Below are 12,733 nucleotides of genomic sequence, written 5' to 3'. Positions count from 1 at the left end.
CTCCGTTGCTAGGGGGTGGGCGGGGTGGCGGAGAGGATGAACCGCACCTGCTCGCTCCCCCGGTTGAGGTAGCGGTGCGGCTGGTTGGAGTCGAAGCTGATGGCCGCCCCGACAGGAACCTCGTGCGTGGCACGGCCGACCTCGACCGTGAGGGTGCCGGTGAGGACGTACGCACACTCGACGGCCTCGTGTGCCCAGGCCTCGTCGCTGGAGGTGTCACCGGGGCCGAGGACGCCGATCAGGACCTCGAGCTGCCCGCGCCCCTGGGCGATGCGCTCGTACTGGATGTGACCGCTCGGTGAGCTGATGCGGGAGCGCTCGCCGGGAAGGCTGAGGTGCACGCCGGGGAGATCTTCGCCGTCGTCGAACAGGGTCGAGACCGAGGTGCCGAAGAACGTGGCCAGGCTGCGCAACGTCTTCAGGCTCGGCTCGGCGACACCGCGCTCGACCTGGCTGATCAGGGTGGGTGAGACGTCGATCTCCTCGGCGAGGGCGCGCAGGGTCAGGCCCTGGGCGGTTCGCAGCTCCCGAAGTCGTGTGCCGATCATGGGACCAGCATGTCATGAGATTGCACACACCGTCCAGTGTGGTTGCACAGATGCATCCTTTAAACCCGGGGATTTGTTGCGAATTCACAAACTTTTGTGCAGTTCTATTGCCGCGATGGTGTGATCTTGTGCATACTCATCGCACACCGGGGTGGCCATCGAGGCCCCCAGCGTCCGTGAAAGGACCCGCACCATGACGTCAATTGCGAGCCAGACCGACAGCGAGGCGATGAGCCCCGACCGACCGTGGTTGGAGATGCGCGGAAGCTGGCTCTTCGCCTTCGTACCCGTCGTGTGCTTCGTGATCTCCTGCGTAGCCCTCTTCGCGCACTACAAGGCGTTCGACCTGACGGGCCTGGCAGCCGGCGGGATCGTCTCCCTGCTCATCGGCGCGCTGTTCGCCAAGGACTACTCCGGGTTCTGGGACGCCGTCATGCGCGGCATCGCGAGTCCCACCTCCGTCACGATCATCGTCATCCTGTTCGTCATCGGGATGTTCTCCGAGCTCGTGAAGGTCACCAACCTGTCGAGCGGTTTCGTGTGGATCGGCAACGAGGTGGGGTTGAACGGCACCACGATCGTCGTGTTCACCTTCCTCGCCGTGTGCCTGATCGCGATGGCCACCGGCTCGTCGATCGGCACGATGTTCACGGCCTTCCCGATCTTCTTCGCCGGCGGCATCGGCCTGGGCGCCGATCCCGCGCTGCTGGCCGGCGCGATCATCTCGGGCGCCATCTTCGGCGACAACCTCGCTCCCATCTCGGACACCACGATCATCTCGGCCTCCACGCAGCGCTTCAGGACCAAGGAGGGGTCCGCCGACATCGCAGGAGTCGTCAGGTCCCGCGCGCGCTACTCCCTCGTCGCGGCCGCGATCGCCGCAGCACTGTTCCTCGTGCTCGCCGCGCTCCATGGCAACGGCTCGACCAGTGGCGACGTGGCCGACTCCGCGAGCGCCAAGCCCCTCATCATGCTGGTGCCCGTGGCCCTGCTGATGATCACGTCCTTCATCACCCGCGACATCTTCAAGGCCATCACCGTCGGCCTCATCACGGGCATCGCCACGGGTCTGCTGAGCGGCCTCATCCACGGCGGCGACGTGGTCGGCGTCAAGGACGGCGCCCTCACCGGCTTCATCGCGTCCGGCGTGCAGAACATCATCGGAACCGTCGCCCTCGTGATCGCCGTCTTCGGCATCATGGGCGTCCTGACCGCTGCGGGAGTCCTCGACCGGGCCATCGGAGCCCTGCTGTCCAGCGGCTGGGTGCACACCCCGCGCGGCGCCGAGGTCGCCATCGGCCTGGGGATCACCGCGACGACGGCGATGTTCGGCGGGGTCAACTCAGCCTCGATGATGACCTTCGGCCCGGTCGCCGATGACATCGGCTCGCGGGTCGGCCTGCACCCGTACCGCCGCTGCAACGTCATGGACAGCTTCGCCATGGGGCTGTCGTGCGTCATCCCGTTCGTGAGCGCCTTCCTGTTCATCGGCACCCTGCTCACGACGGGCTACGACGGGGTGCAGCCGCTCACCGCGCTGGATCTGTTTCCCGCCGTGCTGTACCCCCTGTCGCTGACCGTCGTCATGGTCGTCGCCGTCGCCACGGGCTGGGGCCGGACGTTCGAGGGCCCCGACGGCACGCCGGTCCGCGATCCCCGCGATGCGGCCGTGGCCGTCCCCACCTCCGTCTGACACCCCTCAACCCCACACCCCTAGGAGAAGCACCGTGACACGCACCCTCAAGAACCCCGCAGGCATCCACGCCGCACCCGGCTTCAGCCACATCGCCATCTCGAGTGGGTCCACCTGGGTCCACTTCGCCGGGCAGGTTGCCCTCGACCACGAGTTCAACGTCGTCGGAGAAGGACTCTTCGAACAGACCCAGGCCGCCATGAAGAACCTCAAGACCGCGATGGACGAGTGCGGTGTCGCCTGGACCAACATCGTGCGTCGCACCATCTACACGACGCAGCCGACCGAGTACGCCGTGATCACCGAGGCCATCGACTCCGTCACGGGCGGCGGCGATGGCCCCGCCCAGACGATCCTGGGCGTGACCGGACTCGCCGTGCCGGGTCTGGTCATCGAGATCGAGTGCACGGCGGTGCTCGACTGATGGCCGGCCCGGTGCCCGCCAAAGGAGTGGGTCCCGAGTGGCCGCAGTGGCTCGAGGACCTCTACCAGCGCGCAGACGGCCTGGACGCCGCCGGCTTCGCCTCCGCGTTCGCGGCCGGCGGGTCGATGCGATTCGGCAACGGCCCCGTCCTCGTCGGGTCGGAAGCGATCGAGGAGTCGCTCGACGACTTCTTCGAGGCGGTGACCTCGATGCAGCACCGGCTGCTGAAGGTCTGGGGGGACAGCGACGACATCGCCTTCGAGGCGGTCGTCACCTACGGCCGCGGTGACGGCGCACTCGTCGAGATCCCCGCCGTGACGGCGTACACCCGCGAGGAGGACGGCTCGCTGCACTGCCGGATCTACTGCGACATGGCACCCGTCTTCGCCGAATAGCGGAGTCAGAACAGCGGATGGCCCGACAGGAGGCGGACGAGCTGATCGACGCGGACGTCCTCCTGCTCGGGCTGCGGGTGCACCGAGGCCATCAGCGCCTCCCCGTCGAGCAGGTGCACGATGCTCATGACGATCGTGTCGAGCTCGAGCGGCGGCAGGTGGGCCGCAATCGGCAGCGCACGCCCCAGCTCGAGGATCTCGGCGTGGTAGCGCGCGGCCATCGGCCCCAGCACCGCCCGCAGCTCGGCATCGGCGCGCGCCGCCACGACCAGCTCATACCAGGCGGAGTTGATCGGCGCCCGGGTCGCCTGCCGCAGACGGCGGACGACCTGGTCGAGATCGACCTCCCCCAGCGACCCGAGCCCCGCGGAGAAGTCGACCAGCTGGCGTGACCGGATCGCCTCGGCCGCGGCCAGGACGACGTCGAGCCGCGAGCCGAAGTGCCGGAACAGGCCGCCTTGGGAGACCCCTGCCCGGCGGGCGATCTCGGCCGTCGTGGTGCGGGCGTACCCGACCTCGGCGAGCGCCTCGACCGCCGCCTCGACGACGGCTGCCATCGTGCCCTCCCGGCGCTCGGTCTGCGTGCGACGGGTGGGCGTGGCCATGGCCCTACTGTGCCAGCACCTCCTGGCGACGCCGCACGGGTGCGACGGTCCCCCGCGGCTCGCCGGCGCGCAGGAACCGTCCCGTGCCGAGAGAGACCCCGTAACCGTCCACGAACCGGCCGCGCTCGAACACCAGCTCTCCCGAGACGATCGTGGCCGACACGGCGGCGTCGTTGCGGTTGACCATCCGGCTCATGTCGCCGAAGGCCGGCATCAGCGCCTCGTGATAGCTGTCGACCTCGTCGCTCAGGCCGGCCGGGTCGACCACGACGATGTCGGCGCGGTCGCCGACCTGGATACGTCCGGCGTCGATGCCGTAGAAGTTGCCGAGCTCGCCGGTCAGCTTGAAGACGGCCTTCTCGACCGTCATGAACGGCTTGCCCTTGACCTGCGCCTGGTGGACGCGGTTGAGCAGCCGGATGCCGAAGTTGTAGAACGCCATGTTGCGCAGGTGCGCACCAGCGTCGGAGAAGCCGATCGTGATGCCGTAGCGGTTGACCAGCTGGTCCTGGATCTTCGGCCGGGTGTTGGCGATGTTGGTCTTCCAGCGCAGCTTCGTGCCGTGCTCGACGACGAGGTCGAGGTAGCAGTCGACGGGGTGCACGCCGCGATCGCGGGCCACCTGCCCGATCATCATCCCGACCAGATCGGCATCGGGGCACTCGGTGATCTCGGCGTCGTCGAAGTCGCGGTGCCACACGCGCGGGCTGAACCGCTTGTCGAAGTCGTGACGGAACCAGCGTCGGTAGGCCTCGTCGTTCAGCAGCTCGTTGCGGCCCATCTCCTCGCGCAGGTGCAGGGCCTCACGTCCGGAGCCGAACTCCTCGAACACCACGAGGTCGATGCCGTCGGCCCACACGCGGAAGGTCGTCGGCAGGTGCTGCCAGGTGAACTGCCCGCCGCCGATCTTGTTGGCGATGAACGCCAGCGGCGCGAAGATGCGCTGCACCCACGGCTCGGCCTTGGTGTCGGCCGCGGCCAGCAGCGAGACCTTCAGCGGCTTGCGCACCCGGCCCATCGCGGTCGTGAGGTAGAAGGCGATGTCGTACTTCTTGTTGAGGTTGGGGACGCCCTGCAGCACGCGACCGCGCCGCCGGAGCACGCGGCTGAGGCCGCGGAACTCCTTCCAGCTCGAGTACGTGGAGGGCAGGGAGCGCGAGCGATAGCGGTCGCCGTCGAGCTTGTCCCAGGGGTTGGTCATCGTCGAGATGCCGAGGAAGCCGGCGTCGAGCGCGTCCTCGAGACGGCGCTCGATCTCGGCCTGCTCCTGGCGTGACGCCGTCTGCGCCGGGTCGGTCGAGCGTCCCATGCCCATGACGCTGGCGCGGACATCGGAATGCCCCAGGAACGAGGCGACGTGTGGGCCGAGTGGCAGCTGCTCGAGGGCGTCGACCCAGCCTTGCGGCGTCGACCACGTCTTGGCGTCCTCCAGGGCACCCAGCACGTGGGTGCGCGGCAATGCCTCGACCCGGCTGAAGAGATCGGCGATGTCGAGCGGGGTCGAGTAGACCGTCGACAACGAGCAGTTGCCGACCAGCACGGTCGTGACGCCGTGGCGCACCGACTCGTTGAGTCCGGGCGCGACCTGCACCTCGGCGTCGTAATGGGTGTGGGCGTCGACGAAGCCGGGCATGACCCATTGGCCGACTGCCTCGACGACCCGGGTGCCGGGGCCCGCGGTCAGACCGTCGGGGCTGACGATCTCGACGCGGCCGTCCGCGATCCCGATGTCGGCGACGACGCCGGGAGCACCCGTGCCGTCGAAATAGGTACCGCCGCGGATGATGAGATCGAGCTCGTTCATGTGGCCTCCGTCACGTTATGGCCAACATAGCGAGTGACTACTCGCTATGTCTAGGGGTTCGGGCCGCCGAGTGGCGCAAGCCCGGTCGCGAGTGGCGCAGTCTCGCGCGACGCGCCGTCTCGAAAACACGAGACTGCGCCACTCGCGGGCCCCGGGGGCCCGTGCACTCACGCACCTGCGAGGAGCAGCTAGCTGGTCAGGAAGGCGTGGAGCATGTCGTGGCCCCGCGACGTCAGGATCGACTCGGGGTGCATCTGCACGCCCTCGACGGGATGCACCCGGTGCCGGACGCCCATGATCACGCCCGAGGCCGTGCGTGCCGTCACCTCGAGCTCGGCGGGGACGGTCGCCGGATCGACGACCAGCGAGTGGTAGCGGGCACACACCAACGGCGACGGGAGACCCGCGTAGACGCCCCGGCCGTCGTGGTGGACGAGCGACGGCTTGCCGTGGACGACCTCGCGCGCACGCACGACCGTCGCGCCGAACACCTCGGCGATGGCCTGGTGCCCGAGGCAGACGCCCAGGGTGGGGGTCATGGGCCCCAGGCGGCGGATCGCCTCACGGCTGATGCCGGCCTCGGCGGGCGTGCCGGGCCCGGGCGACACCACCAGGTGGGTGAACTCGCCGCGGGCGCGCGCCGCCACGAGCTCGTCGACCGTGACGGCGTCGTTGCGGACGACCTCGGCCGTGGCACCCAGCTCGCCGACGTACTGCACGAGGTTGTAGACGAACGAGTCGTAGTTGTCGACGAACAGCACCCGCGCCCGGCTGGGTGGCGCCTCCGTCACGTGTCGCACCACCGGAGGCGTGGCAGCGGCACCGCCGTCGGGGTCGGCCCAGGCCTGCTGCAGGGAGTCGCGCAGCCACGTCGTCGTGCGACCGACCGGCCACGACCCGATGCCGTCGACCGTCCGGACCGGCACGACACCGCGAACCGCGTTGGTCGCGAAGACCTCCGTCGCCGACGCCACGTCGTCGAGGGTCAGCCGACGCTGGAAGAGCGGGACCGCGGCGTCGCGCAGCAGCTCGACGACCCGCTCGCGCGCCGTGCCGGGCAGGATGCGGCCGTCGGTGGGCGGTGTCAGGACCGCGTCGTCGTGCACCACGAAGATCGACGCCCGTGCCGTCTCCAGCACGGACCCGTCGTCGTCGACGAGCAGCAGGTCGTGGTCGGGCGGACCGTCGTGCGTCAGCGCCCGCCGGTCGGCCCACTTGTGCTGGCCGAGGCCGGCGGCGACCCTGCGCGGTCGCAGGATCCAGGTGTCGCCCGCGTCGTCGACGGGGCGCACGGTCATCGAGACCTCGACGTCGGCTCCGCCCCCCGACGGCACCGCGTCGATGCGCAGTCGATGGCGCCCTCGCAGTCCGGAGACACGCCGCACGACCGCCTCGTCGAGACCACCTCGGACAGGGTGGCCGTAGACCGCGCGGACACTCGTGTCGAGCCGGGCGAGGTGCGCATCGAGGTCGACGACACGCCCGTCGAGCACCAGCAGCGTGTCGTACACACCGAGTGCCTCGTCGGCCGCCGGGGCGTCCGGCACCTCGAGCGCCCGTGGCGTGCGCGCGGCGGAGGGGGCATCGGCGCGCAGGTCGAGCACCCCGCCGACGGCCTCGATCAGCGGCCGGGCCTTGACGAGGCACTCGGCGTACTCTGCGTCGGGCGTGGAGTCGGCCACGACTCCCCCGCCGACGCCCAGCCACACCCGGTCGCGCGCAGCCGGGAACTCGAAGGTGCGGATGACGACGTTGAGCTCGAGGCCCGCTCCGGGGCTCACGTGGCCGATCGCGCCCGTGTAGGCCTCGCGGGCGGTCGCCTCGACGTCGTTGACGATCTGCATCGCGCGCACCTTGGGAGCACCCGTGACGGAGCCGGGCGGGAACGTCGCCCGCAGCAGGTCGGAGTCACGCACGCCACCCTCGAGGTGCCCGACGACGTCGGAGACGAGGTGCCAGACCGCGTGACGCTCGGCCCGCACGATCGCCGGTACGCGCACCGACCCCGGCACGCTGACCCGCCCGAGGTCGTTGCGGACGAGGTCGACGATCATGACGTTCTCGGCACGGTCCTTCGCCGACGCCACCAGGTCGTCGGGATCGGTGCCGAGCGGGGCCGTGCCCTTGATCGGCGAGCTCAGCACCTCGTCGCCCGCGCGCCGCACGAACAGCTCTGGCGACAGGCTGGCCAACGCGCCGTCGGGGCTGTCGACGAACGCCGCATAGGCCGGCCGGAGCTGCTGGACGCCCGCGCAGAACACGTCGAGCGGATCGCCCGCGAACGGTGCCTCGAGCCGGGCGCACACGTTGGCCTGGAAGATGTCGCCGGCCGCGATGTGCTCGAGCACCTGCGCCACGGCCGCCCGGTGACCGTCCGGTGACGGTGTCATCGTGAACGTGCCGACGTCGTGAGGCCGGGGCGCGGGTGCCGGCACGGCCAGCGCCTCCAGGATCGCCGCGTCGCGCTCGGTGTCGGACGTCAGCGACTCCAGCCACCACGTGCCGTCGCACAGCCGCAGCACCCGGTCGTAGAAGCCCAGCCTGTGGTGCGGCTGGGGGTGCGGTCGGCGAGGCGGGGGCGGCAGCCGTTCGACGAGGTGGCCCAGCTGGTAGCCCCACGCGCCGATCCACCCACCGCCGAAACCGCCGCCGGGCGGCAACGGCTCGACGTCGATGCCGGCGAACGGGTCGCCCTCGAGCACCTCGACGGGGTCGAAGGCGATCAGTGCCTCACCGTGGTGCCACGCACCGATCAGCGCGACGAGCCGCTCCCGTCCGCGGAACCGTCTCAGGACGTCGAGCGGCTCGTCGCGCAGGTCGAGTCGCCGACGCGAGATCTCAGTCGGTGCGGGTCTCGTCAATGACTTCCGCGCCCAGCTCTCGGCTGAGCAGCGCCTCGGGGTCGAGCTCCTCGATCGTGACGACCGGGTCGTCGCGGTCGGCGGACGCGTCGGGGTCTTCGCGCTTCTCGGGCGAGTGGGACTCGCGCAGCGCGGCACGGACGGAGTCAGGCACGGCCACAGGCGGTGTGGACGGTGCTGCCGGCGGGGCCGCAGGACGAGGAGAGTCGTCGTGGTCGTCGTCGGGCACGCCCGGACGGGCACCCGGGTCGACGATCGCCTCGATGCGCCACGTCACGCCCAGCACCTCGTGGAGCGCGCGCTGGACGTAGTCGTCGGAGCCGCTGCTGAGGAAGGAGTCGCGCGCGCCGGTGTTGACCAGGGCGATCGTGAGCACCTGCCCGTCGAGCGCCATGACCTGGGCGTTCTGGCTCAGCATGATCCAGGCGAAGCGGCGCATGTCGCGGATCTTGTCGAGGATCTCGGGCCACAGTCGCCGCACGTCGGCGATCGTCAGCTGCCCGGCCGGGGCGGGGGTCTCGACAGGCTCGACCGGCGGGGTCGCGGTTTCGACAGGCTCAACCGGCGGGGCAGGCTCGACCGGCGGGGTCGGCTCGACCGGGGCCTCGCTCCTTGAGCCTGTCGAAAGGACGGGGGTCTCGACAGGCTCGACCGGCAAGGCAGGCTCAACCGGCGGGGAGACCCGCGCCGGCGCCGGCGCCGGTGCCGGTGCCCCACCGTCCATCGCGAGCCGCCGCTCGACACGGTCGAGCCGGGCCTGGAAGCCCTGCGTCGAGTTGTCGGCTCCCGGCACGAGGATGCGCGCGCACATCAGCTCGAGCAGCAGTCGGGGGGCCGTGGCACCCCGGAACTCCATGAGCGCCGCGTTGACGATGTCGGCGGCCCGGGTCAGCTCGGACGGACCGAAGCCGTTGGCCTGCGTCACGAGCCGCTCGGCGCGGTCGCCCGGCACGTCGAGCAGGCCCTTGTCGAGCGCATCGGGCACGGCGGCCACGATCACGAGATCGCGCAGCCGCTGCAGGAGGTCTTCGGCGAAGCGGCGCGGATCCTGCCCCGACTCGATGACCTTGTCGACGACCCCGAACACCGTGGACCCGTCGCTGGCGGCGAAGGCGTCGATCGCCTCGTCGAGCAGGGAGTCGGGGGTGTAGCCGAGCAGGGCGACCGCGAGCTCGTAGGTGACGCCCTCGGGCCCGGCCCCGCCGAGCAGCTGGTCGAGCACGCTGAGCGTGTCGCGCACGGACCCCTGGCCGGCCCGCACGACCAGCGGCAGGGCGGTGGGAGCCAGCGCGACACCCTCGGCGGCGCACAGCTGCATCAGGTAGTCGCCCAGCGCCTTCGGCGGCACGAGCCGGAACGGGTAGTGGTGCGTGCGCGACCGGATCGTGCCGATGACCTTGTCGGGCTCGGTCGTGGCGAAGATGAACTTGAGGTGCGGCGGCGGCTCCTCGACGAGCTTGAGCAGCGCGTTGAAGCCCTGCGGCGACACCATGTGCGCCTCGTCGATGATGTAGACCTTGTAGCGGCTGCTGACGGGTGCGAAGAACGCCCGCTCGCGCAGGTCGCGGGCGTCGTCGACGCCGCCGTGGCTGGCCGCGTCGATCTCGATGACGTCGATGCTGCCGGGGCCGCCCCGCGCGAGGTCACGGCAGCTCTGGCACTGCCCGCACGGATCGGAGATCGGCGCCTTCTCGCAGTTGAGCGCGCGGGCCAGGATGCGGGCGCTGGTGGTCTTGCCGCAGCCGCGCGGGCCCGAGAAGAGGTAGGCGTGGTTGACCTTGTTGGCGGCGAGCGCGTGGCGGAGCGGGTCGGTGACGTGCTCCTGCCCGATCACCTCGGCGAAGGTCTCCGGCCGATAGCGGCGGTACAGCGCGAGGGGGGCATCCACACGTGAACTCTATAGACCGCCGGAGACAGGAGCGAGCCCCGCACACCCCGCCCGAGATTTGTGACGCCGTGCACCGATCTGGCGGCAGCACCGGTGCAGGACGTCACACATCTGGTGGTCAGGACGTGATGCCCTGCGCCCGCATCCAGGCGTCGACCGCGGCGTACGCCGCCTCGCGGGGCTCGGCCTTGGAGATGAACACGTCGTGGCGCGCCTTGTCGACGGGCACGACCGTCACGGCGTCGCCGAGGCATCCGGCCCAGCGCGCGATCTGCTTGACGTCGAGCACGGCATCGGCCTCGTCGACCTCCGGCGACCACGCGCGGGCGAACCGCGACTTCGTCGACCGCAGGACGAGCGACGGCACGCCGATGTCGAGACCACGATGCAGCCGCGCGTGCCCACGACGGACCGCCGTCAGCCACCCGTAGGCGACGGGGAAGCCGTTGAGCGGCTTGAAGACGGTGTTGAACTCCCACTCGCCGTGTCCGCTGACGTGCAGGCTCGTGCCGTAGGCATCCGTGGCGGGCAGCTTCATCATCGCCGTGGGCCTGACCTTGGCCACCAGACCGATGACCTGCGTGCCGACCGTCCGCATCCACGGCTTGCCCTGCAGGTCGAACCACGGGCTGTTGAGCACGACGCCGGAGACGCCTGCGCCCCTCGTCCCGCCCGGACGGCGGTTGAGCCGGTCGAGCCACAGCGGGACGATGAGCCCGCCCGTCGAGTGCGCCGACAGCAGCACCGGCACACCGGCGGTCTCCTCGCGGACGATCTCGAGCGCCGCGTCGAGCTCGGCGTCGTACAGCGCGAGGTCGGACACGTAGTGCCCCGTCTGGCCGTCACGGCGCGAGCGTCCGCACTTGCGCAGGTCGAGCGCGTAGAAGGCGAATCCCCGTTCGGCGAAGAAGTCGGCCATCTCCTTTTGGAAGAAGTAGTCGCTGAAGCCGTGGACGTAGATCACCGCCGCGCGGACGTCCTCCGGAGCGGCACGACGCACCAGGGTCGCCTCGACGACGCCCTCGCCGTCGGGGTCGTCGCCGAGGGGGATCGTGTGCTGCTCGTAGCCGTCTCCGAGCTCGTCGGGAACCCACCGTGTCATTCGATTCTCCTGCGTTCGCGGGCCGTCAGCCGAACCCTACGCCGCTCCCGCAGATCCGCGCTTGGGCGCACGTGCCGCGACCTCCATGATGGACGTGTGACCAGCACCCGCCAGATGCACCAGACCCTCGACCTCGCGCTGCGCGTGGGCGAGATGCTGCTCTCCAACGGTGCCGGTGCCGCCGACGTCACGGCCACGATGTCGTCGGTCGCGCACCACCTCGGCATGCGGCAGGTGGCCGTCGACGTCACGTTCACGACGCTGACCCTCAGCCACCAGGAGTCGTTCGACGAGCCGCCCCTGTCGCTCACGCGCCACGTCACGCATCGCGAGACCGACTTCGACGACCTCACCCGTGTCGACCATCTCGTCGCCGACCTGCTCGCCGACGAGATCGACCTCGACGAGGCCCGCATCCGGCTGGCGCAGATCTCCTCGACGGGCCACCGGGCACCGCGCTGGGCCGTCACGCTGGCGTCCGGCCTCGTCGGTGCCGGCATCGCGCTGCTCATCGGCGGAGACCTCACCGTCACGCTGATCGCCGCCGTGGCCGCGATGGGCATCGAGGTGCTCCAGCGGTACATCTCCCGGCTGCGCCTGCCGCACTTCTACGGCCAGGCGGCAGGCGGGCTGTTCGCGTCCCTGCTCGCCGTGGGCGTGGCCGCCACGCACATCCAGGCCGACTCGTCGCTGGTCATCACCGCGAGCATCGTGATGCTCCTGGCCGGGCTGGGGCTGATCGGCGCGATCCAGGACGCGCTGACCAACTTCTACGTCACCGCCAACGCCCGCGTGCTCGAGGTCATGATGTCGACGATCGGCGTGATCGTCGGGGTCAGCGGCGGGCTCACGTTCGGCCGGCTCGTGGGGGTCGAGCTGACAGTCGAGCCCGGAGCGTCCGGTCTGTCACGGCTGCCCCTGATGGTCGCGGGCGCAGCCGTGGCCGCGGCGGCGTTCGCCTTCGCCGCCTACGCACCCCGCCGCGTCCTGCTGCCCATCGCCGTCATCGCCGGCGGTGCCGCCGCGATCTACCTGCTGATCGCCGAGCGCGACGTCGGACGGGCATGGCCCGCAGCCGTCGCGGCGATCTTCATCGGCCTGGTCAGCTACGGCGTCGCGAGCCGCGTCAACGTGCCGCCGCTCGTGATCGTCACCGCCGCGATCGTCCCCCTGCTGCCGGGTGTCTCGATCTACCGGGGTCTGGGCCTGCTGGCCGCCGACGACCTCGCCGGCATCCTCGCGATGATCACCGCGATCGCCGTGGCGATCTCGCTCGCGGCGGGCGTGATCCTCGGCGAGTACATCGCGCAGCCCCTGCGCCGGGAGGCCCGGAGGCTCGAGCAGCGACTCGCCGGGCCCCGCCTGGTCGGACCGTTGAGAGCCCGCGCCAAGCGGAGATGACCGCAGGGGTGG

The 12,733-nt window shown here is 70.5% G+C and carries 10 protein-coding genes; 4 read left to right on the top strand and 6 right to left on the bottom strand.

Features of this window, described 5'->3' with window-relative positions; all coding sequences use genetic code 11:
* Nucleotides 1-8: 8 nt before the first annotated feature.
* A complete protein-coding gene (locus JOF40_RS07230) occupies nucleotides 9-548 on the bottom strand; it encodes a helix-turn-helix domain-containing protein (RefSeq protein WP_129181436.1) in 540 nt (179 codons plus the stop codon).
* A gap of 193 nt (nucleotides 549-741) precedes the next feature.
* Here JOF40_RS07230 and JOF40_RS07225 point away from each other — a divergent pair, with 193 nt between their 5' ends.
* The 3 genes from JOF40_RS07225 to JOF40_RS07215 are packed head-to-tail and all read left to right on the top strand — an operon-like array spanning nucleotide 742 to nucleotide 3,060.
* Nucleotides 742-2,241: a Na+/H+ antiporter NhaC family protein gene (locus tag JOF40_RS07225; RefSeq protein ID WP_209674443.1), complete on the top strand. Its 1,500-nt coding sequence runs from the start codon at nucleotides 742-744 to the stop codon at nucleotides 2,239-2,241.
* 34 nt (nucleotides 2,242-2,275) lie between these two features.
* The gene (locus JOF40_RS07220) at nucleotides 2,276-2,665 is read left to right on the top strand and encodes a RidA family protein (RefSeq protein WP_209674440.1); all 390 of its coding nucleotides are present in this window, start codon (nucleotides 2,276-2,278) and stop codon (nucleotides 2,663-2,665) included.
* Nucleotides 2,665-3,060 carry a nuclear transport factor 2 family protein gene (locus JOF40_RS07215; protein ID WP_129181432.1) on the top strand — a complete coding sequence of 132 codons (396 nt, stop codon included), beginning with the start codon at nucleotides 2,665-2,667 and terminating at the stop codon, nucleotides 3,058-3,060. The genes JOF40_RS07220 and JOF40_RS07215 overlap by 1 nt, the downstream gene beginning before the upstream one ends.
* 5 nt (nucleotides 3,061-3,065) lie before the next feature.
* Here the strand turns inward: JOF40_RS07215 and JOF40_RS07210 are convergent, their stop codons facing one another.
* The 5 genes from JOF40_RS07210 to JOF40_RS07190 all read right to left on the bottom strand — a co-directional run bounded on the left by JOF40_RS07210 (nucleotide 3,066) and on the right by JOF40_RS07190 (nucleotide 11,320).
* Nucleotides 3,066-3,665, bottom strand: coding sequence for a TetR/AcrR family transcriptional regulator (locus JOF40_RS07210; RefSeq protein WP_129181429.1), 600 nt, complete (start codon nucleotides 3,663-3,665; stop codon nucleotides 3,066-3,068).
* Nucleotides 3,666-3,669: 4 nt separating this feature from the next.
* Nucleotides 3,670-5,469, bottom strand: a complete 1,800-nt coding sequence (locus JOF40_RS07205; RefSeq protein WP_129181427.1) for an N-acyl-D-amino-acid deacylase family protein — start codon at nucleotides 5,467-5,469, stop codon at nucleotides 3,670-3,672.
* A gap of 188 nt (nucleotides 5,470-5,657) precedes the next feature.
* Nucleotides 5,658-8,330 (bottom strand): aminodeoxychorismate synthase component I, encoded by a 2,673-nt coding sequence (locus tag JOF40_RS07200; RefSeq protein ID WP_188111718.1) that lies wholly within the window; start codon nucleotides 8,328-8,330, stop codon nucleotides 5,658-5,660.
* Complete coding sequence (locus JOF40_RS07195; protein ID WP_129181425.1) at nucleotides 8,308-10,218, bottom strand: DNA polymerase III subunit gamma and tau; 1,911 nt, start codon at nucleotides 10,216-10,218, stop codon at nucleotides 8,308-8,310. Before JOF40_RS07195 ends, JOF40_RS07200 begins: the two co-directional genes overlap by 23 nt.
* 118 nt (nucleotides 10,219-10,336) lie before the next feature.
* On the bottom strand, nucleotides 10,337-11,320 hold the full coding sequence (locus tag JOF40_RS07190) for an alpha/beta hydrolase (RefSeq protein ID WP_129181422.1): 984 nt from the start codon (nucleotides 11,318-11,320) through the stop codon (nucleotides 10,337-10,339).
* A 96-nt stretch (nucleotides 11,321-11,416) separates the two neighbouring features.
* Here JOF40_RS07190 and JOF40_RS07185 point away from each other — a divergent pair, with 96 nt between their 5' ends.
* On the top strand, nucleotides 11,417-12,721 hold the full coding sequence (locus JOF40_RS07185) for a threonine/serine exporter family protein (RefSeq protein ID WP_129181420.1): 1,305 nt from the start codon (nucleotides 11,417-11,419) through the stop codon (nucleotides 12,719-12,721).
* Nucleotides 12,722-12,733 lie beyond the last annotated feature (12 nt).

Source organism: Aeromicrobium fastidiosum, assembly GCF_017876595.1.
In the GTDB taxonomy this organism is placed as follows: domain Bacteria; phylum Actinomycetota; class Actinomycetes; order Propionibacteriales; family Nocardioidaceae; genus Aeromicrobium; species Aeromicrobium fastidiosum.
This window is presented reverse-complemented; position numbering and strand designations above follow the sequence as displayed.